Raw genomic sequence first — 21958 nt, forward strand, 5'->3', positions numbered from 1 at the left:
AGAATTCGTAAAACAGCGCCGCTTGTGCCTCCTGCTTTGGTCCCATCATCGCCAAATCCCCCAATCAATAAAGGAATTGAATCAGCGATTACCACTTCGATCAAGCAAGAGTTTTTCAACACAATCGCCTCACAACCGACCTTGGATGCGGTGCGGCTTGTTAAACCTGCCGTTCGCTATAGGCGCAAAATCGAGCGAACAACCAACTGATCGTCTAGCGGACAAACCTGCCATTCGAATTCCGCACTTCACTAGCGCAGAATTTTCCCCCGTCGCAGCATTTGTAGTGTTATAGCGCAGCGCGTGTATTTGATTTGGTCCTAAATGGGCTTTGCTTCGCGTTTAACATCCAAACCACCCCTAGCCGTGACATCGATTTGTCGCCGAAGTTTTTATGGGCCCTTGTTCAGTTGTACCACTCTTCCAAGCAGGTTTCGAAACAGCCTGAGCGTCGGTCCTCAAAGCCGCCAGTGAGGCGTATGTCATCTCGTTGCCGAGATTTATGGCAACCCGGTCGCAGATGTTGCGCGGTCGAAATAGTCGGCGTTCGCTGTGATCCACCCCCGTCCGCCCCCAACTCCTTTGGAATGTAGTTCTAAACGGTGCCTGCCAGGCTACCCTCAAGGGTCGCCAACTCCTGCCCGCCTGCCATCAAGTCCTGCAGTTCTTCAGGAGTGATCTCTCCCTTCATCGCTGTCCCAAGGGTCTTACCGCGATTGAGAACTGTGAAACGGTCCCCCACCGCAAGCGAGTGGCGCACATTGTGGGTGATGAACACCACCGCGATGCCCTGCTTACGCACCTTGTCGATCGTCGCCAAAACATTCGAGGTTTGACGCACACCCAACGCGGAGGTTGGCTCGTCCAGGATCAAGACCTTCGCGCCGAAATGCACCGCACGGGCGATGGCCACCGTCTGGCGTTCCCCTCCTGATAATGTGCCCACAGCCTGATCCGGCCCGCGCAGGTTGATCCCCATCTTTTTCATCTCACGCATGGTGATTTCGTTGGCGTAGTCATGGTCAAACAGACGGATCGGGCCGACCTTCTTGATCGGCTCATTACCCATAAAGAAGTTCCGACTGACACTCATCAGCGGGATCATTGCAAGGTGTTGGTGCACCGTGGCAATGCCCGCCTCGATTGCATCACGTGGCCGCGCGAAGTTCATTGGCTTGCCTTCAAATATGATCTCGCCAGCGGTGGGTTTATGCACCCCCGACATTGTCTTAATGAAGGTCGATTTTCCTGCGCCGTTGTCGCCAAGCAGGCAATGACATTCGCCCGCGCGCACATCAACCGAAACCCCTGCCAGCGCGATAACGCTGCCAAAGTGTTTTTCGATGTTTTTCATCTGGATGATCGGTTCGGACATATCAACGCTCCCCCGTGATGATGCGGCGAATGTAGGTGTTCAAGATCACCGCCGCGAGAAGGATCACACCAAGGAATACGCGGAACAAAGAGCTTTCGACGCCCGCAAAGAACAGGCCCTGTTGCACGACACCAAAGATCAGAGCACCCAGCGCCGCCCCGATAACCGAGCCGTATCCGCCGGTCAGCAAAGCACCCCCGATGACCACTGCAATGATCGCCTCGAACTCCTTCAGAAGACCACGGTCAGCACCGGCAGAGCCGAACTCCATCACCTGACACACCGCGAATACCGTGGCGCAAAACGCGGTAAACATGAACATCTGGATCTTGACGGCACTTACCGGAACACCAGAATTGCGCGCCGCATCCGCGTCCCCGCCAGAGGCGAATATCCAGTTGCCAAAACGCGTGCGCGTCAGCAGCCAGTGCCCGAAAATCACCAGACCGATGGCCCAGATCATCAGCATCGGAATGCCATTGACCACGGGTTCGCCCACACGATTGCCCCGTTCAAATGTGGCGATAATTCCGGCATCGCCCAGCCATTGGAAAATGGGTCCACCGATCTTGGCGCCGAAAATCGGCGCCAGCCAATCACCCTCGGCAGCCTCTCGGATACCCCCGATGATCGTCTTACGTTCAACCGTCTGGGGGATGAAAATGGTGAAACCGCGCAAGATGAACAGCGTGGCCAGCGTTACGATAAACGACGGCAAACCCGTCTTGACGACAATGTATCCATTCAGCGCCCCAAAGGCGACGCAAATCACAAAGGTTATTGTGATGGCCATCCACATCGGCCAGCCCAGCGTGACACCGAAAATGGCGATCATCATACCCGCAAAGCCAATCATTGACCCAACCGAAAGGTCGAATTCCCCGGCAATCATCAGCAGGCAGGCACCCACGGCAATGATCATGAATTGTGCCGACACCACCGACCAGTTCAGCACGCCCTGCGCGTTGAACATGCCGCTGTCAAAGGCGAATAAAAGAAAGAAAACAAAGACGGCGACGGTCCCCACAATACCGCCCAACTCGGGGCGGATCAGCGCTTGGCGAAAACCGGAAATTTCCTTGACGCGTTCGTCGGTTTGACTGGCCTCAGACATCGCCAACCTCCTTGGCTCGATGAGTGTGTGATGTGTGTTTGATAATAAGAAGGGCGACCACGGCTCAGGCCATGGCCGCCCCTCTTAGCGGTATCCTTTTAGCGGATCTTAGCGGAACTCGCCTGCGAACGCTTCGACCTTCTCGAGCCCGTCAGCGGTTACGAAACCTGGGCCGGAGTTGATGTTGCTGCCGGGCAGAACGCCGTAACGATCATAGTTGGCCAACACGACCACAGGCAGGTAAGCCTGCAGGAACGGCTGCTGGTCGATGCCCCACTCAATGGTGCCAGCCTTGATGCCCTCAACGATGTTTTCACCAAGGTCAAAGGTGCCAAAGTAGATGTCACCAGCCATGCCGTTTTCATCCAGCGCGAGCAGCGTTGGGTCCGCAGAGGTCGGGCCAAGCGTCAGGATCGCATCGGTTTCAGGATTGGCAGACAGGTACGCAAGAACACGGTTTTTGATCTCTGCAGGGTCTTGACCGGAATCAATCATCTGGTTGCCCAGATCGACGCCCAGACCGTCCGCGAAACCCTGGCAACGCTCGGTTGAGGATGGCGAAGAGATGTAGTGGTTCACGCACAGGAACGACGATACACCATCACGTGCCGCCCGCTGACCTGCCGCCAAACCGGCGTCATACTCGGGCTGACCAACATACATCAGCGCACCAACTTCGGCCGCCTGCGCGGGCGTGCCAGAGTTCATGATGATCACGTCAACGCCTTGGTCAACAGCCGCCATGATTGGGCCCTTCAGGACGTCGTAATCGGACAGCGTAGTGATGATGCCATCAGGGTTGGACGCTGCCGCCTGCTCAATGATGCGGGCCATGTCAGCAAGGTCGCCAGTCGGCGGATTGCGATATTCGACCTCAACGCCCAGCTGATCACCAGCCAGCGCGATACCGTTCTTGATGGTGTTCCACCAGCTGTCACTGTCAGGCGCGTGGCTGACCAGAATGTACTTCAGATCGTCGCCATTCCCTTCTGCGGATGCGGTAGTTACGGCTGCAAAGGGTGCTGCCACGATCGCTACGGTAGCAAAAAGTTTGCTCATCATGTTCATGTTTTTCCTCCCAAGGAATTCTTATTCCGCTCTCAAAGAGAGGTCTGTTGCCCCTCTCTCCTAATCAAAGCATGAGTCGTTTAATTTTGCAACCGGTTGCAAAATTTTCGTAGAAATTCCATGCTGCCCTTGGAACCAAAGCCTTGTATGAAGACAAAACCTAACCGGAAAACCAAAGACATATACCATGCCCATCACCCTCAGAGATGTCGCCACCCGTGCCGGAGTTTCTCCCTCCGCAGTGTCGCGCACATTCACCGACGGTGCCTCGGTGTCTGAGAAAATGCGGCGCAAGGTCGAAAAGGCCGCCCGGGATCTGGGCTACTCCCCCAACGCGCTGGCCTCGGCGATGACGACCGGACGCACCAAACTGATCGGCCTTGTGTCCAACAACTTCCAGAACCCGATCTTCCTGCAGGTCTTCGACCTGCTGACCCGCAAATTGCAGGACTGCGGGCTGCGCCCCCTATTGCTTAACCTGACAGGCGAGACCGACGCCAAGACGGCTGTGCGCATGTTGCAGCAATACTCGGTCGACGGGGCGATCGTCGCCTCTTCGACCCTGCCGCCAGAGTTCTCCAAGTCCTTCCGCGATGCGGGTGTGCCGGTGGTCAACTCCTTCGGGCGCTTCTCGACCTCGCCAGAGGTCCACGTGGTCGGCGTCGACAACTCCGAATGTGGGCGCATGGCCGCGCGCACGCTGGTCGAACGAGACTACAAAACCGTCGCTTTCTTGGGTGGACCAGAGGCCGCCACCTCTACCCAAGACCGCTTTCGGGGCTTTTTTCAGGAACTCGCCAAACACCCCCACGTCGCCCATTCCCACAGCTTTGCTGCGGCCTATTCCTTCGACGCGGGGCGCGCCGAAATGCAACGCCTGATCGCGGCGGGTGACATGGCCGATGCCTATTTCTGCGGCGACGACGTCTTATCGATCGGTGCGCTGTCCGCAGTGGCCGATGCGGGGCTGAATGTCCCACAGGACCTTGGCATCATAGGCTTCAATGACATGGAAATGGCCCGCTGGGAGAACATCAATCTGACCACGATCAGCCAGCCCATTGACCAGATCCTGCAATCCTCAGTGGATCTGATGGTCTCCATGCTTGACGATCCCGATCGCTCCCCCGAGGTCCGCTTGTTTCCCTGCAAACTGATCGAACGCGGCACCCTGCGGCCCCTGTCATAGCGCGCCGCCCTTAACGATACATCAGCGGGCGCGCGTCCACCCATGCACCCTTGTCCTTGGCCGAGGCTGCGGCCTGATGCACAGCCGCCATCGACCGCAGCCCATCTTCTGCCAATGGCAATCCATCACGAACGTCACCCCGAATGCTCGCCGCCAGATCGACATAGATATTGGCCACCGCCAAAGGGAACCCTTCGGGATGAGCAATCGCCACACGGCTCATCCGGCCCGCCTCGTCTGACAAACCGCCTTCGCCCTTTTCCATGATCTGCGTGCGCCCACCGACGGGTGTATAATAGACTTGGTTCGGCTCTTCGGAGCGCCAACGCATTCCGCCCGTTTCTCCGAAGATCTGAATGTCGAACCCATGCTGGCGCCCAATTGCAACCGAGCTGGTCCAAAGCCGCCCAACCGCGCCGCCCTCCATCCGGAAGTTCACCATTGCATCGTCTTCCAGCTTGCGGCTGGGAATGGTTGACGCGAAATCCGCGCTCAACTCACGCACTTGATCGCCCGCAATGAAGCACGCCATATGCAGCGCGTGGATGCCGCAATCGGCGAACTGCCCCGACACGCCCGCCATTGCAGGATCATAACGCCACCGCACCCGCGGATTGTTTGCATCCGTCGCATCACCGTGGTGCCCGTGACTAAAGTTCGTGACCACCAAACGCACCTTGCCAATCTGGCCTGTGCGCACCATCTCGCGCATCTCGCGCACCATAGGATAGGCGGAGTAGCAATAGTTGACTGCGCAAATCTTGCCCGAAGCCTCGGCGATTTTCACAATCTCCTCACCCTCTTGCACGGTCATTGTCATTGGCTTTTCGCACAGCACGTTGAACCCCGCTTCAAGGAAAGCCTTGGTGATTTCGAAATGTGTGGAATTTGGCGTTGCCACAGTGACCAGATCAACGCGATCCTCGCGCGCGGTTTCCCCGGCCAGCATCTCGCGCCAGTCGCCATACGCGCGGTCCGCCGCCACACCCAGACGTTGCGCATAGTCGCGCCCGGCTTCAGCATTGTGATCCAGCGCTCCGGCGGCCAGTACGAAGTTGCCATCTGCCTGCGCGCCCAGCCTGTGTGCTGGCCCGATCTGACTGCCTTCACCGCCGCCGATCATGCCCCAATTCAATCGTTTCATGTGATATCCTCCAACGCCGGTTGGCTGGTTTGAGAGCCATACCAGACCCATATCAAGCTTTCTTAGGTGAAACCGATGCTTTCCAAGTACTCGCGGTTCGCCTTTGCGTCCTCCATCGGCGTGCCCGGCATGCTCGGGTCGCAATCTTGCTCCACGGTGCACCAGCCCTCGAAACCGGCGTCCAGGAGCACCTGCCGCACGGTCGGGAAATCGACATCTCCCTGCCCAAGATTGCAGAAAATCCCCTGCCCGCAGGCTTTGTAGAAATCCGTTCGATTTGCAACGACATCGGCCTTCACCTTGGGGTCGATGTCTTTGAAGTGCATATATGAAATGCGACTCATGTGGCGCTTCATGAAGGCAACGGGATCAAAGCCTGCATAGGAATGATGGCCCGTGTCAAAACAGATTTTCAGGATCGTTTCGTCCACCTCATCCAGCAGCCGTTCCAGTTCCGGCTCAAAGTCCATGAACCCCGCCGCATGGGCATGGATGCCCACGGTCAGCCCATACTCTTGCGCCCCCATCTTGGCGATGGTCGCGATGCGATCACGATAAGCGGCCCACTCGGGCGCATCCATCTGCTCCGCCTCATCCGCACGCCCCGCCGTCGGCGCACGACGATGAGATATCGAGTCAATTAGAACAAGGTGTTCCGCCCCATGGGCGACCAGCGCCTTGCAGGTGCGAACCGAGGCGTCCAGCACTTCGTCCCACTTGTCCGCATCATGAAACGGGCGGAAAACGACACCTCCAATAATGCTCAGATCGTTCTTTTGCAGCTCGTCGCGCAGCTCCGCAGGATCCTCGGGCATATAGCCAATCGGCCCCAGCTCGATCCCCTTGTAACCCGCCTGCGCGCATTGCTGCAGCACGGATTGCCAAGCCGGATATGACGGATCGGAAGCAAATTCGATGCCCCATGAACACGGCGCATTGCCAATACGGATGGTCATATGTGTTGGTCCTTTAGAAGTCGTTGACGTTGCACCAGGCCTTCGCATCCGAGGACGCGTGGGCCGCCGCAATTACTTGGTTGACCGCCATTCCATCTCGGAAGGTCGGCCAGATATTCTGCCATGTCTCGATCGCTCGTAGAAAATCGCGCGCCTCGATAATGATCTGGTCCTGATAGCCGGTGCCGTGCCCCGGCCCTTGACAGAAGGGCTCGTAATCCGGGTGCGCGGGCCCTGTCAAAATCTTGGTAAAACCGCGCTGCGCCTCTGGGCCGGACATCTTGTAAAGGTGGATCGCGTTCTGATCTTCGCCGTCAAAGCGGATCGCCCCCTTGGAGCCCGTCACTTCGTAAGCATATCCCATCTTGCGCCCCGTCGCGACGCGGCTGGCATAGATTGACCCCAGAACGCCACTCTCGAAGCGGCACAACATATGCCCGTGATCGTCGTTTGTAACTGTGCCGCCGGGGCGGTCATGATAGACTGTCTCGATCTCGGCCATCAGGCTCTGGATCGGACCCATCAGCCGCAGCGCGCAATTGATCGGATGCGGCGCAAGATCACCCATCGTGCCGTTAGGCAAACCTGACGTGCGCCAATTTGCAGGGGCGCTGGGATCGGCCAGAAAATCCTCGGTATGTTCGCCACGAAATCCGGTGATCTCACCAATCTCACCACTCTCGATCAGGTCGCGCGCGAACTGACTGGCGGGTGTGCGGATGTAATTGAAACCGGTCATGTTGATCGCACCGGCAACTTCGGCTGCGGCAACCATCGCGCGGCTGTCGTCCACATTTGTGCCTAGTGGCTTTTCACAAAATACCGGTTTGCCAGCAGCAAACGCGGCCTCGGCCACGACCCGATGCAAGGCCTGAGGGGCCGCGATTACCACCGCTTCGACCTTCGGATCCGCGACCAGCACTCGCCAATCCTCCGTCGCGCGCGCAAACCCGAAGGCCGCGCGATATCCCTCAGCCGACACCGTCGAGGACGCACAAACCATCTCCAACCGTGGCCGCAGTGCGGTGTTAAAGACCGCACCCACCGCAGACATGGCGACAGCATGCGCCTTGCCCATGTAGCCGCCACCGACAACTCCGATTCCGATTTCGGTCATTGCATTCCCTCACTGAAATCTCCTTGCGGAAAACTATTTGCAACCGGTTGCAAAATTTGTATCCTTGGATTCGAAGTTACGCAAGTGTCAACAAGCCGACCCTGCGATTTGGAGGAGCTTTCGCGATGAGCGATCAGACCATTCGCCTAACCACCGCGCAGGCGATCATCCGCTATCTGGACAACCAGTTTATCGAGATCGATGGCGAAGAACTCCGCGTCTGCGGCGGCGGCTTTGGCATCTTCGGGCATGGCAATGTCACCTGTCTGGGCGAGGCTCTTTATAACGTCCAAGACACCCTGCCGCTGTATCGCGGCCAGAACGAACAAGGCATGGGGTTCGCTGCTGCGGCCTATGCCAAACAATGGCTGCGTCGGCGGTTTATGTTCTGCACTGCCTCGGCCGGTCCGGGCACCGCGAACCTGCTAACCTCTGCCGCACTGGCTCACGCAAACCGTCTGCCGATGTTGATGCTCTGCGGGGATGCCTTCCTTACCCGTCTGCCCGATCCCGTTCTGCAACAGTTGGAACACTTCGGCAATCCGACGCTGGGTGTGAACGACGCCTTCAAGGCGGTCAGCCGCTACTGGGATCGGATCACGCATCCTGCGCAAGTCATTCAATCGCTGCCCGCAGCATTCGCCACAATGCTCGACCCCGCCGATTGCGGCCCCGCCTTCATCGGCCTGCCACAAGACGTGCAGGGCTGGGCCTATGACTACCCCATTGCCTTCTTCGAGAAGCGGGTGCACCGCATCCGTAAACAGGCCCCGGATATGGAAGAAGTCGTCGACGCCTTCGCCCTGCTGCAAACGGCCAAACGCCCCATGATCATCGCCGGTGGCGGTGTGCAATATTCCGGCGCTGTGGCTGAACTCACCGCGTTTGCCGAAGACTCCGGCATTCCCGTGGTCGAGACAATCGCAGGCCGCGCCAACATGAAATCCGACCACCCTCTTAACTGTGGCCCAATTGGTGTCACAGGGTCCGACAGCGCAAACGCCATCGCGGAAAAGGCCGATGTCATCATTGCCGTGGGCACTCGCCTGCAGGACTTCACCACAGGGTCTTGGACAGCCTTTGCCAAGGATGCCAAAATCATCGGCATCAACGTGGGCCGCCACGACGCAATGAAACACATGTCTCTCCCTGTCGTTGGCGACGCCGCAATTTGTCTGGCGTCCCTTGCAGGTGACTACAAGGCCCCGGCCGATTGGACAGCGTTCGCCCAAGGCGAGCGCGCCAAATGGGATGTATACGTCGCCGAAAACGTCAAACCGGGGAACCATGCGAACTCCTACGCCCAAGCCATCGGCGTGGTGAATGACCTCTGCGATCCACGCGACCGGATCGTCGCGGCCGCCGGCGGTTTGCCCGCCGAAATCACCGCCAACTGGCGCACGCTGGACATCGGCACTGTCGACGTCGAATTCGGATTTAGTTGCATGGGCTACGAGATTGCTGGCGGCTGGGGTGCGCGCATCGCCCAAAGCCAACGAGAACCCGACAAAGACACCATCGTTTTCACGGGTGACGGCTCTTACCTGTTGATGAACAGCGATATCTATTCTTCCGTCCTGACAGGCAAAAAACTCATCATCCTTGTGCTCGATAACGGCGGATTTGCTGTCATCAACAAGCTGCAAAACAACACCGGCAACGAAAGCTTCAACAACCTTATCGCCGACACGCCGACAGCCACACCGTTTACGGTGGACTTTGAAGCCCACGCCGCCTCTATGGGGGCCAACGCTGAAACCGTGGCCAATCCGGCGGAACTGGCCGAGGCCTTCAAACGCGCCAAGGCCTCCGACAAGACCACTGTCATTGTTATGAAAGTCGATGCCTACGATGGCTGGACGACCGAGGGCCACGCATGGTGGGAGGTCGGCACACCCGAAGTCTCCGACAGCCCCAAAGTGCGTGATGCCCATACAGATTGGGAATCCAGCCGCCCCAAACAAAGAAAGGGTCTCTGATGAAAGCGTTTAACCCACGGACTGCGGATCCAGATGCGGTCGTCGCCGAATTGCTGCACGGCGGCGGTGCCGTCAAGATTTCGGGGTTGTTCACGCCCGACCAGATCACCGAGGCCCGCGCTATCATTATGGAGCATTCGGAAAACGACGCGAACAAAGCGACCCATTTTCAAGGGGCCGCAGAGGCCGATGGCAAGATTGCCCTGCAACGACGCGTCTGGAACCTGCTGGCCAAAGGCGACGTGTTTTCCAAGATGGCCACCCATCCGGTGCTGATGAATATCCTGCGCAAGTTTCTGGGCAGCGAATTCATCATGGGGTCTATCGCGGCCAATCGCATTCTTCCCGGCGGACCAGGGCAAGAACCCCATGTGGACTATCCCTATTGGGACTTTCACAGCCCCGAAACGCATCCTATGGGGCTGAACGGCTCCTTCCCGATGAATGCACAGGTCTCTATTATCCTTGATCCTTTCACCGAACAAAGTGGTGCCACGGCCTACGTGCCCGGATCACAGCATGAGTTGCGCTACCCAAACGAGGCCGATGACTTCCATGCAAAGGCGGAACGGATGTTGGGTGAACCAGGCGACGTGGCATTGTTTTACGGCGCCACATGGCATTGCGCCATGCCCAACAAGGCCGAGCATGACCGCAATGCGGTGTTGATCCAGTATCTGCCCAAATGGGTCAAACCGATGGAAGACATGCCCGCCGCCCTGCCGCAGCCCTTTCTGGACAACGCCAATGCGGACATGCGCCAGCTCTTGGGCCTCAACTATCCCTACCCGGAGGTTCTGGACGCCGCGAAAGCAGGCAATACGGAAGGCCGTGTATGACCGCATTGAATGGCATCAAGGGTGGCAAGTTTATTGTCATAGGCCGCGTCGGGATGGACCTTTCGCCAACTGACCGCGCGCAGACAGAACATGCCACCGAGATGTTTGTTGCCATGGGCGGCTCCTCCGCCAACATCGCCGCCGGACTTGTGAAACTGGGCCTCAATGCTGACCTTGTCACCTGCGTCAGCGATGATGCGGTTGGGCTTTACTGCCTGAATCAACTGGACAAGTACGGCGTGGGCCGCACCCACGTGCGCACCATTCAGGGCGAAGAGCGCACGTCGCTCGCCGTCTATGAAACCCGTGTCGCGGACCACCAGTCGGTGATCTATCGCAACAACGCCGCCGATTTCCAGATGTCCCTGCAGGACGTCGAAGCCGTAGACTACAGCCAGTTCACCGCGCTCATCACCGCTGGCACCGTCTTTGCCGCCGAGCCGAGCCGTGCCGCGACCTTCCGCGCATTTGAACTCGCAAAAATGGCCGGCCTTCCGATCATCTTCGACGTGGATTACCGGCCCTATTCATGGCCCTCCCCTCAGGTCGCGGCAGAGGTTCTTTCCCGCGCCGGTGACGTGTCAGACGTGATCGTCGGCAATGACGAAGAGTTCGGCTTCATGGCCGGAGGCATGGACAAAGGGCTGGCCAAGGCCCGCGATCTTGCCGCCACCTCGGCGCAAATTGTCGTCTACAAAATGGGCCAACACGGCGCGATCACCCTTGCCGAAGGCGACGAAATTCGCACCGGTATCTTCCCTGTCGAAGCCGTCAAACCCACCGGCGCAGGTGATAGTTTCATGGCCGGTTTCCTCGCTGCCCTCGCACAGGGGCGCGATATGAAACAGGCGATCCTGCGCGGCTCTGCCTGCGCGTCTATCGTCGTCGCCCAGCCAGGCTGCGCCCCCGCAATGCCCGAGACCGACCAACTCGAAACCTTTCTGTTCGATCATCCGGGACCAACGCCCGGCCCTACTCAATAAGGATAATCCGATGCACATCGCGCCACATGACAACCAGAACAAGCCGATCGTGGATGCAGACGACCCGACGGTCCCGCTGAACTACTTCAACATCGTCAAACTCAAGGCGGGCGAAGCGTTCAGCTATCAGGTGCCGGGCTACGAAACCTGCGTTGTGCCTGCCACCGGAACCGTCACGGTCGAGGTCGAGGGCCTGACCTACGCCGACCTCGGTGGGCGCGGTGCCGATGTCTGGGACGGGGAACCGCAGGGCGTCTACATCCCGTCGGGTGCCAAGGCGACAATCATCGCGACCACCGACACGGAAACCTTCATTGCGGGCGCAAAATACGACAAGGTTCTCGATCCATTCGACGTGCGCGAACATGACTTCGTGCAATACGGATCAGATGACACCAAAACCCACCGTTGCATCAAGCACATCTTGGGCCAAAAGCAGCATGACAAAGTCGGCCGCCTGCTGGTCTCTGAACTCTTTACTGTGGGCCAAGGTGGCTGGTCGGGCTTTCCCGCCCACAAACATGACACTGACCGTTGGGACGACGCGGGCAACCTGATCGAAACCAAACACGACGAAACCTACAACTTCCGCTTCCGCCCCAACCACGGGTCAGCCGTGCAGATCATCCAGCACGAAGAAGGCAAACCGGGAGACGCCTATCAACTGATGGACCGTTCCACGATCCTGCTGGGCTCAGGCTATCACCCCTGTGTCGTGATGCCGGGCTACGAGATGTACTATTTCACCATTCTGGGCGGTCACTCACAACGCAGTCTGGTTCAGTTTTTCCAGCCGACCCACGCCTATCAGGTCGAAACCATCCCCGGCATCAAAGACATGGTCGCAAAGTTCAAATAGCGCCACACCGTTTTCATCTTGCCAAAAACGCGCCCCACGGTGCCGCTTGGAGATTACCAATGCCCCTTGTTACCCTGCGTGACGTCCTCCAACCCGCCCTGCACAACGGATACGCCGTTGCGGGCCTTGTAACCTTGGGCTGGGACGACATGCGCGCCTACGTCGCCGCCGCCGAAGCCGAGAACGTGCCTGTGATCTTGCAAGCCGGACCGGGATGTCGGGAATACACGCCCCTCCCGATCTTGGGCAAAATGTTCCGACACCTCGCCGAACGCGCCTCAGTCCCGGTCGTCGCCCACCTCGATCACGGCTATACCTACGAAGATTGCAAAGAGGCGCTCGACTCTGGCTTCACTTCCCTGATGTTCGACGGCTCGCGCAAACCGCTGCAACAAAACATCGACGAGACCGCCGCAATCGCCGAAATGGCACATGACGCGGGCGTCTCATGCGAAGGCGAAATCGGCTTTGTGGGCTATGCCAATGGCGAAAAATCCGCAGGCACCGACCCCGCGGAGGCCGCAAAGTTTGCCGCCCAAACGGGCGTTGATGCCATGGCCATTTCAGTCGGCAACGTGCACCTGCAACAAAATAAGGACGGCGGGTTAGACGAACCGCGTATCCGCGCCGTTGAGGCCGTGACCGAGACGCCATTGGTCATTCATGGCGGGTCCGGCGTTCCTGTGCTCCAGCGCAGCACGCTGGCCCGCACCTCCAACATCTGCAAGTTCAACATCGGAACCGAGCTGCGGATGGCCTTCGGTGCAAGCCTGCGCGCGGCGGTCAATGCTGACCCGGATCGTTTTGATCGCAATCAAATCCTCAAAGACACCCACGATCCGCTCGTCGCGGCCACCCGCAGCGTGCTGCGCGCTCTCAAGGGAGAAACACCATGATCCGTATCGGAATCCTCGGCTGTGGCCGCATTGGGCAGGTCCACGCGCGCACCCTGCGCACCATGGACGACGCAACCATCGTCGCCGTGTCTGATTTCTTCCCCGAGGCAGCTGAAACCCTTGCGCGACAGTGTGGGGCAGAGGTGCGCAGCACTGATGACATCATCGCAAGCCCAGACATCGACGCAGTCGTCGTTGGAACCCCCACGGATACCCACTTTGACATCGTCAAATCCGCCGCGGCAGCTGGCAAACACATCTTATGCGAAAAACCGGTGGACATGTCCGCAGACAACATTGGCAAACTTATCGACCATGTCGACAAAGCAGGCATCGCATTCTTCACGGCGTTCAATCGTCGCTTTGATCCGAATTTTGCCAATGTCAGGAACCGCATTGTCGCGGGCGAAATTGGACAGGTCGAAATCGTGACAATCCTCAGCCGCGATCCTTCCCCGCCCCCCATCAGCTACATCGGATCCTCCGGTGGTATCTTTCGCGATATGATGATCCATGACTTGGATATGGCGCGGTTTCTGCTTGGCGAAGATCCAATCAGTGTCTACGCGACAGGGTCTTGTCTCATTGATCCCGAGATCGGCAAAGCTGGCGATGTGGATACCGCCGCAGTCACCCTCACAACCGCAACAGGCAAAATCTGCCAGATCAGCAACTCGCGCAGGGCCACCTATGGATATGATCAACGTATTGAAGTGCACGGTTCCGCCGGAATGCTGCGCGCAGCCAACGTGTTGGAAAACACTGTCGATCTTGCAACAGCAGCGGGCTTCCAAGCAGCTCCGCCCGTAAATTTTTTCTTGGAAAGGTACGAGCAAGCCTACGCAAGTGAGATGAGAACCTTTATCGCCCACCTATCAGATTCGAGTGTTGCAATCCCAAACATTCATGACGGACTGAAAGCTCAAATACTTGCGGACGCAGCGGCTCAGTCTCTCGACGAAGGATTGCCGATTCCAGTCTGAATTGATGTCTTCTCGATTAATCAAAGCAGGCCGCACAGTAAACCAACCGGCGCAGTGTTTGATGACTCACCGTTCACGTCGAAGAATGGCTCAACGCTCTTGGGCAGTTGACGGCCGAGCACGTCAGGGTCCGAACGCGGACGTCCTGCGATCCGCGCTCAAAGCTCGCGTCCGGCGCGCCATTCGTTCCATCTAAGATGTAACGCCGCACCCAGTTTCGCGATTGGCACAGGCGGCAAGCGTGACGGGTCAGCAGCACCCAGCGCGCGCTTGAGCGCAGGAGAGGACTGGCCTATCGCCAGTTCTGCCGCAAGACCCCCTGCTAGGGTGCCCTTCGCAGTGCCGAGCCCGTTTTGGCAGCACGCAGAATAAAGCCCTTCATCCAGTTCACCAATGACCTGAACACCATTGCGGCTGAGACAGAGCCGACCGCCCCAGCGATGCTCCATCGTGACATGTGGCAGCATCGGAAACCGCGCGGCAAAGGCGGTATCGTGGTCTCGGGCGACATCGTCGATCCGGGTAGCATCAACCTCCATCGTCGGATCGAAGGTGAAGCGGTTGCGGATGATGATCCGGTCACCCCCGGTGCCAGAGATGCGTCGCACCGTTGTGCCCATCGGGTCTGCGGGTGTCAGCCCCCAGACCGCCTGACCGCCCAGACACGCGCTTTCCTTCGCGGTCAACACGCGGGTCATGGAGGCATAGGTAAACACATGCATCAGCCGTCCGGGCAGGTATCCAAAGCTGTTCAAATGACCGTTCACCGCCAGAATGACACGCGGGGCCGTCACTTGCCCTTTGGGCGTTGTGGCAACCCAATCGCCTTGCCGCTCTAGCGCCGTGACCGGGCTGTTTTCGTGGATCGTTAATCGATTAGAGCGCAGCCCCACCGCGACACCCCGCACAAACATCGCGGGCTGGATCATCGCAGAGCCCGGCGTAAAAAGGCCACTTTGGTAATATTGCGTACCGGTTATCTTTCGCATCTGCGCTGCGTCAAACATCTCAGACGGCTCGCCCATCGCGCTGAGATGGCCCGCGAAGGCCTTGTTACGCGCGTCACCCTTGGCCGTTGCCGCCCCGTTGATCTTACCAGACATCGTGAAGGCTTCTTCGCTGAGGCCAAACTCCGTGGCCATCTCGGCAGCGTGGGCAATGCCACGGCGGTTGTCCTCTGTCTGGGCCAGATCCGTTTGCAGCGCGCCGCCATAATCATCCGAGGTCAGGTCATGGGGCAGATCAATCATGAAGCCTGAGTTGCGCCCTGCAGGACCATCCCCAACCCGCACGGCATCCAGCACCATGATCCGGTCGCCGGGAGAGAGCTTGGACAACCGATGCGCAGCGGCAAGCCCCGCAAAGCCAGCGCCGATGACCAGCCAGTCGGCCGTCTGCTTGCCTTCAAGCGGAACAGGCGGCTCTGGCTCCGGCAGAAGGCGGTTCCAGGCTGCCGGACCGGGATCGCGCGGAAGACGCGCCACCTGCATGGCTAATGCTCCTGATTGAGCGCGTCTGCCGCGGGGATCTCGCGCTCTCGACGGGCAATGTAGTCAAGCAAAGCCTCATTCACAGCTGCGTCCAACGTGGGCTCTTCATACTCGTTGAGCATTGCACGCGCCCGGATCAAAGCGCGTTCGTTGATCTCTACACTCCCTTCGGCCTGCCATTGCTCAATGGCGTTGTTGTCAAACATCTCAGGCATGAAGAACGCCTGCTGAAAATGCTCAAGTGTGTGCGGGTGGCCAAGGTAATGTCCGCCTGGTCCCACATCGGGAACGGCGGCCAGAGCGTCCTCGAAATCATCCCATTTGATCCCTTGGGCCATCCGATAGCCCATCTCGCACATTTCAGCATCGACGATGAATTTCGCGGTAGAACAATGCATCCCCGCCTCGTTCCAGCCTGCCGAATGCCAGATATAATTGGCCCCGGCCATCAGCACGGCGTTCAGCGTCATCGCGCTTTCGTAGCCAGCTTGCGCATCAAAAGTCTTGGCCCCTCCCAAGGTGTTCGAGCTGCGCCACGGCACCCCATAGAACCGGGCCATCTGGCCGATCATGAAGTTCATCAAACTAATCTCTGGCGTGCCCGCCATGGGTGCGCCGGACTTCATACTGACCGTCGATAAGTAATGCCCATAGATCGCAGGGCAGCCTTTTCGGATCACCTGCGTGTAGGCCAGCGCGCTGAGCGCCTCGGCATTCAGTTGCGCAACGGTAGCGGGGACGCTGGCAGGCGTGTTCGCGCCACCCAACACGAAAGGCGAGCACAACACCGGCTGGTTGCGCCTGGAGAATGCCCGCATGGCACCCAGCATCGTCTCGTCCCAAACGAGCGGCGAGTTACCGTTACAATTACCGGTCACCACCGGATGTGTGTCGATAAAATCCTCACCAAAGAGGATCGCGCACATCTCGATCACGTCTTCAGCGTTCTTGGGGCTGGTCGTCATGCCCATGAACGTCTTGTCTGAATGTTTCATCGACGAATAAGTGATCCGCAGATGCCGCTGGCTGATTGGGTGATCGTAGGGCTCAACGATGTGATGCGCCGAGGAATGGATCGCGGGCAGCATATGGCTGAGCTTGTGGAAATTCGCGAGATCATCGAGCGTCGGGTTGCGCCGCACATCATCGAGATCGCGTAGGTAAGGTGCGCCTGTCATGGGCACGAAAATGCTGTGATCCTGGCCGAAAGGTAGATTCTTCGTGGGATTACGTGCGTGATAGGTGAAGGTTTCTGGGATCGTGGCAATCAAGTCGCGCACAAGGTTACGATCCAGGTAAACCAGTTCGCCCACGACCTTGGCCCCTGCTCTTTTCCAGTCCTCGAGTGCAATCGGGTCCCGGAACTGAACGCCGACATTCTCAAGAATATCCATGGAGGCCGCGTCGATCTTTTCGATCTGCTCAGGCGACATGGGTTCTGTATGGGGCAACCTGCGTTTGAGGGCCGGCAGCATCTTGATATCGCGAGTCTGGCGGAGCGCTTTGCGCGCACCGCGACCGCGCCGCACGGTTCCAACCGCATCCACGCTCATGTGACGTTATCCCCGTCCGCCGGATCGGTCAGATCAATCCAGATTGTCTTCACTTCGGTGTATTGGTCATGGGCGTGCAGGCCATTGTCGCGCCCGCCAAAGCCTGATTGCTTGTAGCCGCCAAAGGGCGTTGCGATGTTGCCTTCGCCGTAGCAGTTCACCGTGACGGTCCCCGCACGGATATCGCGCGCGGCACGGATCGCGCTACGCCCGCCGCTAGAAAAGACCGATGCGGTCAGCCCATATGCCGTGTCATTGGCGACCTGCACCGCCTCATCATTGCTGGCCACCTCGATCACACTCAGCACAGGGCCAAAGATTTCGTCCTGCGCGCGCGTGTCATCGGCGCTCACCTCAATCACCACAGGTGCCACAAAGGGGCTGTCCTCGGCAGTGTCGAGATAGCCGCGAACCTTGGCGCAATGGCCTGCATCAATCAGCGCGCCGATATGATTGGCCGGATCAAGCGGATCACCGGTTTTCCAATCGCGCAAACGCGCCTCGATCCGCTCCATCAGGGCAGGCTTTACGGCGCTGTGCACAATCAACCGCGATGTGGCAGAGCAGTTTTGCCCCGCGTTCCAGAACGCCGCGTTCACCACATGCTCGGCCACGTGATCGAGGTTCTCAGCATCGTCAAAAACGACCGCCGGGTTCTTGCCGCCGCATTCCAAAACAACCTTCTTGAGGTTGCTGTCGGCGGCGTAATGCAGAAACCGCCGCCCGGTTTCGGTCGAGCCTGTGAAGCTGACCATATCGACATCCGTGTGCCGCCCCAGCGGTTCGCCAACGGACGGCCCGTCACCGGGCAGCACTTGGAGCACACCGCGCGGGATGCCTGCCTCGGCCGCCAATTCTGCAACACGCAAAGCGGTCAGGCTGGTCTGCTCGGCGGGTTTCACGATCACCGAACAACCCGCTGCAAGAGCGGGCCCGATTTTCCACGCAAGCATCATCAGCGGAAAGTTCCAAGGGAGAATGGCAGCGACGACACCGATTGGCTCGCGGAGGATCATCGCCAACGCGCCGTCACCTGTGGGCGCGGTCTGATCATAGATTTTGTCAATCGCCTCGGCATGCCATTTCAGGCAGTGGATCGTCTCAGGCACATCGATCAGCTCGCAATCCCGGATCGGCTTGCCCGCATCAAGGCTCTCCATCACGGCAAGTTCGCGGCGGTTCCGGGTCAGCAACTTGCAAAGCCGGATCAGCACATCTTTGCGCGCGTCGGGATCCAGCTTGGCCCAATGGCCCTGATCAAAAGCCTCGCGCGCCTTGGCAACCGCAAGCTCAATATCCTCAGTCCCCGCCGTCGAGATCTGCGTAATCTCGGCCCCGGTCGCCGGGTTCACCGTCGCCATCATCGGCCCGCTTCCGCGATGGTACTTGCCATCAATGAAAGGCGTGCGTGGCGGGTCGAGCGCCTCGGCCAAGGCCTGATATTCCGCATGTGTCAGAAGCTCTGTCATTTGGCATGCCCCGTGATGTGTGCGATGGCGGTGTCCAAGGTACGGATCACTTCGGCCAGTTCGCGTTTGTCGTCTTTGTTAAGCGGTTGCAGGGGCTTGCGGGGTGGCCCCGCGTCAATGCCTCGCAAGGTCAGACCGTATTTTATGCATTGGACGAACTTGCCGCCCCGCTCCAAAACGCGCATGAGCGGCAGCATCGCCGACATGATCGCGCGGCCTTTGGTGAAATCCCCTTCGACGACGCATGCCTGATACAGCGCGATATGCGCGGCAGGCGCAAAGTTGGACCCCGCACAAACCCATGAGCGCGCGCCCCAAGCGAAGAACTCCAGCGCCTGGTCATCCATGCCGCAGCTCAGCGCGATATGGGGATAGTCGCGGGCCAGCATGTGGAGCCGGTTCACATCACCTGAGCTTTCCTTGATTGCACAAAAATTAGGCGAACGGCCCAGACGATCAAGGCAGTCCTCGTCCATATCCACGCTCATCCGACCGGGGTAATTATAGAGCATCACCGGCAGGTTTGCAGCGCGGTCGACGGCCAAGGCGTGCAGCGCAATCTCGCGACCTGTGGGGTAGGCGTAAGGGGGCGTGGCGATCAGCAAAGCATCGGCTCCGGCCTCTTTCGCGGCGCGGGCATAAAGGATGCTGTCTTCGGTCCGGATCGCGCCGGTGCCGACGATCATCGGAACGCGGCGCGCAATCAGGTCCTTGCAGCGCCCCATCATGTCGACCCGCTCTTCGGGGGACTGGGCGTAATATTCACCAGTTGTGCCCGCCACGATGATCCCATGGACACCAGCAGAGATAAGATGTTCGACCGTGGCGGCGAGTGCACCCTCGTTCAGCGAGAAATCCGCATGATAGGGGGTCACCAGCGGTGTGTAGATGCCTTCAAACTGCATTGCGGCGGTCCTTGAGTGCGACCACATCAACCGGCAACGGATCAGGGCGCACGAAACGCTCCATCCGATCGCGACTAAGGTCCCAATGTTGCAAGGTCAGATCAATGGCCATGGCACCTTCATGGCTTTCAATGGCGGAAATCATTGCGTCGTGTTGTTCGACCGCTTTGTGCACCAGCACAGATTCAGCTGGGGCGGCAGGTCGGTAGAATGTCTGGCTCATCCGGGTGTGGTCGATCTGCAGCCGCGCAAGAGAGGCAACAAGATACGGGTTCTGGGCCATCTCGCCGATGACTGCATGAAAGCGGTGATTGGCGAGGGCAGCCTCATCAGCCTTGCCCCCAATCGCTGCTTTGGCGAATATCTGTTGGGCGTCTTTCAGACGATCAAGCTGTACGGTCGTGCGGTTTTCAGCGGCCAGTCGCGCGATATTGGCGTAGACCATCGGCGCGGTCTGAAAGAACGTGCGCAGCACCGCAATGTCCATCGACGCGACTTTGGCGCCGCGATTTTCACTGATCTCAACATAGCCCTCGCCTTGCAACCTTTGCAGCACTTCACGCAGCGGTGTGCGGGACATGCCGTAATGCTCGGACAGCCCGGCTTCCTCAAGATCGAGACCGGGGGCAAGCTCTGTCGCGAGGATGCGGCGGCGCAGATCGTCGATGCAGTCGCTTTTCGAGAATCGGGTCATGTACGCTCCTTGGTTGTATGCATTATGTATACACCCAAGGATGAAGCAATGAAAAAGTTGCACGCCCGAAAGCGATCTTGGATCAGACCGACGCGTGGCCCCGAAGTTTGATGACCAGCGGGAACATCGCCAGAACCAAGAGGCCGGCGAAGAAAAACGGTGCGCCCGGCAGGTAGATCCCCTCGCCATCAACAGAGACCTGAAACAGGCTGGTCATGGCAATCGGGGACAAAATAGCCGCCATCGAGGACAGCGAGGCGATTACACCTTGGACGACCCCTTGTTTGTCATCACCTACTTGATTGGACGCCATCGCCGTCATCAAAGCTGGCACCAGATCAGACAACGCCGCCAACAGCAGGAAGATCACCAACAGCGTCACGGTGCTGGTAAAGCCAAAGCCAATCATTGCGATCAGAGCAGCACTCATACCCAGCATCAACGTGCGGAAATCGCCCATGAGCCGGATCAGGATCGGCATCAAGCCACCTTGCACCAGTGCCAGCAAAACGCCGTAGGCCGCCAGTGACAGGCCGATATAGAGCGTGGACCACCCGAACACCTCGCGTGTCCAGAACGCCCAGATGGTCGGGTAAACCATGTTGGCGAACTCGAAGATCAGGATGCAAACAAGCGGCACCGCCAGTCCTGGCATGCGGAACGCATCGAATATGGATCGGAACGGATTGAGATCGCGCCGTCCAAAAGGGCGTCGCTTTTCAAGTGCCAGGCTTTCAGGCAGTACAAACAGCCCAAAAAGCGCGTTGGCTGCCGACAAGGCGGCGGCAATCCAGAACGGCGCAGACAGGCTAAACTCGGCCGAGATGCCGCCGATGGCGGGGCCTAGCACGAAGCCAATCCCGAACGCCGCCCCAATCAATCCGAAGTTGGCGGCCTTGTTCTGAGGCGTCGATATATCAGCGACATAGGCCGTTGCGGTGATGTAGGTGGCCCCGGCAAGCCCTGCCAGCGTGCGCCCGACCAGCAGCATCCAAAAGCTGTCAGCCAAGGCCATGATCACATAGTCCACCGCAAGCATCACCAATGCGGCGATCAGAACCGGCCTGCGCCCCACTGCGTCCGAGATACTGCCAACGATAGGGCCACATAGGAACAGCGCCCCCGCATAGGCGGCCATCAACACCCCGCCCCAGAACGCGCCCTGCCCTGTTGTATCCGCTCCGACGCGGTCCATTAGATCGGGCATGATCGGGAAAACGATGCCAATTCCGATGGCGTCGATCATCAGCGTGATAAGGACAAAAATTATGGCGCGGTCTTTGAACATGTCCGTGCTATCGGTCCGCCCGCAACACAAGGCAAGCCTATTCGCGATAGGTCATAG

20 protein-coding genes are annotated in these 21958 nt (G+C 58.7%); 8 read left to right on the plus strand and 12 right to left on the minus strand.

Annotated features, from left to right (window positions below; all coding sequences use genetic code 11):
- The coding region (locus KUW67_RS09975; RefSeq protein WP_224825158.1) for a hypothetical protein at positions 1-210 on the plus strand (210 nt) is incomplete at its 5' end.
- Between the two features lie 385 nt (positions 211-595).
- Here the strand turns inward: KUW67_RS09975 and KUW67_RS09980 are convergent.
- The 3 genes from KUW67_RS09980 to KUW67_RS09990 form a co-directional block, all read right to left on the minus strand.
- Positions 596-1375 (minus strand): ATP-binding cassette domain-containing protein, encoded by a 780-nt coding sequence (locus tag KUW67_RS09980; RefSeq protein ID WP_224825159.1) that lies wholly within the window; start codon positions 1373-1375, stop codon positions 596-598.
- 1 nt (position 1376) lies between these two features.
- On the minus strand, positions 1377-2489 hold the full coding sequence (locus KUW67_RS09985) for an ABC transporter permease (RefSeq protein ID WP_224825160.1): 1113 nt from the start codon (positions 2487-2489) through the stop codon (positions 1377-1379).
- A 108-nt stretch (positions 2490-2597) separates the two neighbouring features.
- Complete coding sequence (locus KUW67_RS09990; RefSeq protein ID WP_224825161.1) at positions 2598-3557, minus strand: sugar ABC transporter substrate-binding protein; 960 nt, start codon at positions 3555-3557, stop codon at positions 2598-2600.
- A 187-nt stretch (positions 3558-3744) separates the two neighbouring features.
- Between KUW67_RS09990 and KUW67_RS09995 the strand changes: the two genes are divergently transcribed.
- Positions 3745-4746: a LacI family DNA-binding transcriptional regulator gene (locus KUW67_RS09995; protein WP_224825162.1), complete on the plus strand. Its 1002-nt coding sequence runs from the start codon at positions 3745-3747 to the stop codon at positions 4744-4746.
- Between the two features lie 10 nt (positions 4747-4756).
- Here KUW67_RS09995 and KUW67_RS10000 read toward each other — a convergent pair whose 3' ends face one another.
- From KUW67_RS10000 to KUW67_RS10010, 3 genes are all read right to left on the minus strand, one after another.
- Entirely contained in the window at positions 4757-5890 is a 1134-nt protein-coding gene (locus KUW67_RS10000) for a Gfo/Idh/MocA family protein (RefSeq protein WP_224825163.1), read from the minus strand.
- Between the two features lie 62 nt (positions 5891-5952).
- On the minus strand, positions 5953-6846 hold the full coding sequence (locus KUW67_RS10005; protein WP_224825164.1) for a sugar phosphate isomerase/epimerase: 894 nt from the start codon (positions 6844-6846) through the stop codon (positions 5953-5955).
- Positions 6847-6859: 13 nt separating this feature from the next.
- On the minus strand, positions 6860-7963 hold the full coding sequence (locus KUW67_RS10010; protein WP_224825165.1) for a Gfo/Idh/MocA family protein: 1104 nt from the start codon (positions 7961-7963) through the stop codon (positions 6860-6862).
- A gap of 125 nt (positions 7964-8088) precedes the next feature.
- On the opposite strand from KUW67_RS10010, the gene iolD reads away from it, so the two are divergent.
- Genes iolD through iolG form a run of 6 tightly spaced genes read left to right on the plus strand, consistent with a single transcriptional unit; the run spans position 8089 to position 14502 of the window.
- A complete protein-coding gene (iolD, locus tag KUW67_RS10015; RefSeq protein WP_224825166.1) occupies positions 8089-9942 on the plus strand; it encodes a 3D-(3,5/4)-trihydroxycyclohexane-1,2-dione acylhydrolase (decyclizing) in 1854 nt (617 codons plus the stop codon).
- Complete coding sequence (locus KUW67_RS10020) at positions 9942-10781, plus strand: phytanoyl-CoA dioxygenase family protein (RefSeq protein ID WP_224825167.1); 840 nt, start codon at positions 9942-9944, stop codon at positions 10779-10781. The genes iolD and KUW67_RS10020 overlap by 1 nt, the downstream gene beginning before the upstream one ends.
- A complete protein-coding gene (iolC, locus tag KUW67_RS10025; RefSeq protein ID WP_224825168.1) occupies positions 10778-11764 on the plus strand; it encodes a 5-dehydro-2-deoxygluconokinase in 987 nt (328 codons plus the stop codon). The genes KUW67_RS10020 and iolC overlap by 4 nt, the downstream gene beginning before the upstream one ends.
- 10 nt (positions 11765-11774) lie before the next feature.
- Positions 11775-12623, plus strand: a complete 849-nt coding sequence (locus tag KUW67_RS10030; RefSeq protein ID WP_224825169.1) for a 5-deoxy-glucuronate isomerase — start codon at positions 11775-11777, stop codon at positions 12621-12623.
- A 59-nt stretch (positions 12624-12682) separates the two neighbouring features.
- On the plus strand, positions 12683-13519 hold the full coding sequence (locus KUW67_RS10035) for a class II fructose-bisphosphate aldolase (protein ID WP_224825170.1): 837 nt from the start codon (positions 12683-12685) through the stop codon (positions 13517-13519).
- Positions 13516-14502 carry an inositol 2-dehydrogenase gene (gene iolG / locus KUW67_RS10040; protein WP_224825171.1) on the plus strand — a complete coding sequence of 329 codons (987 nt, stop codon included), beginning with the start codon at positions 13516-13518 and terminating at the stop codon, positions 14500-14502. The genes KUW67_RS10035 and iolG overlap by 4 nt, the downstream gene beginning before the upstream one ends.
- A gap of 158 nt (positions 14503-14660) precedes the next feature.
- Here iolG and KUW67_RS10045 read toward each other — a convergent pair whose 3' ends face one another.
- The 6 genes from KUW67_RS10045 to KUW67_RS10070 all read right to left on the minus strand — a co-directional run bounded on the left by KUW67_RS10045 (position 14661) and on the right by KUW67_RS10070 (position 21901).
- Positions 14661-15992, minus strand: a complete 1332-nt coding sequence (locus tag KUW67_RS10045) for an FAD-binding oxidoreductase (RefSeq protein WP_224825172.1) — start codon at positions 15990-15992, stop codon at positions 14661-14663.
- 2 nt (positions 15993-15994) lie between these two features.
- Positions 15995-17545 carry a trimethylamine methyltransferase family protein gene (locus KUW67_RS10050; protein WP_224825173.1) on the minus strand — a complete coding sequence of 517 codons (1551 nt, stop codon included), beginning with the start codon at positions 17543-17545 and terminating at the stop codon, positions 15995-15997.
- Positions 17542-19014, minus strand: coding sequence for an aldehyde dehydrogenase (locus KUW67_RS10055; RefSeq protein WP_224825174.1), 1473 nt, complete (start codon positions 19012-19014; stop codon positions 17542-17544). The genes KUW67_RS10050 and KUW67_RS10055 overlap by 4 nt, the downstream gene beginning before the upstream one ends.
- Entirely contained in the window at positions 19011-19919 is a 909-nt protein-coding gene (locus KUW67_RS10060; protein ID WP_224825175.1) for a dihydrodipicolinate synthase family protein, read from the minus strand. Before KUW67_RS10060 ends, KUW67_RS10055 begins: the two co-directional genes overlap by 4 nt.
- Positions 19909-20613, minus strand: a complete 705-nt coding sequence (locus tag KUW67_RS10065; RefSeq protein ID WP_224825176.1) for a GntR family transcriptional regulator — start codon at positions 20611-20613, stop codon at positions 19909-19911. Before KUW67_RS10065 ends, KUW67_RS10060 begins: the two co-directional genes overlap by 11 nt.
- An 82-nt stretch (positions 20614-20695) precedes the next feature.
- Positions 20696-21901, minus strand: coding sequence for an MFS transporter (locus KUW67_RS10070; protein WP_224825177.1), 1206 nt, complete (start codon positions 21899-21901; stop codon positions 20696-20698).
- Between the last annotated feature and the right edge of the window lie 57 nt (positions 21902-21958).

This window comes from Cognatishimia sp. MH4019, from assembly GCF_020177595.1.
In the GTDB taxonomy this organism is placed as follows: domain Bacteria; phylum Pseudomonadota; class Alphaproteobacteria; order Rhodobacterales; family Rhodobacteraceae; genus JAHTBL01.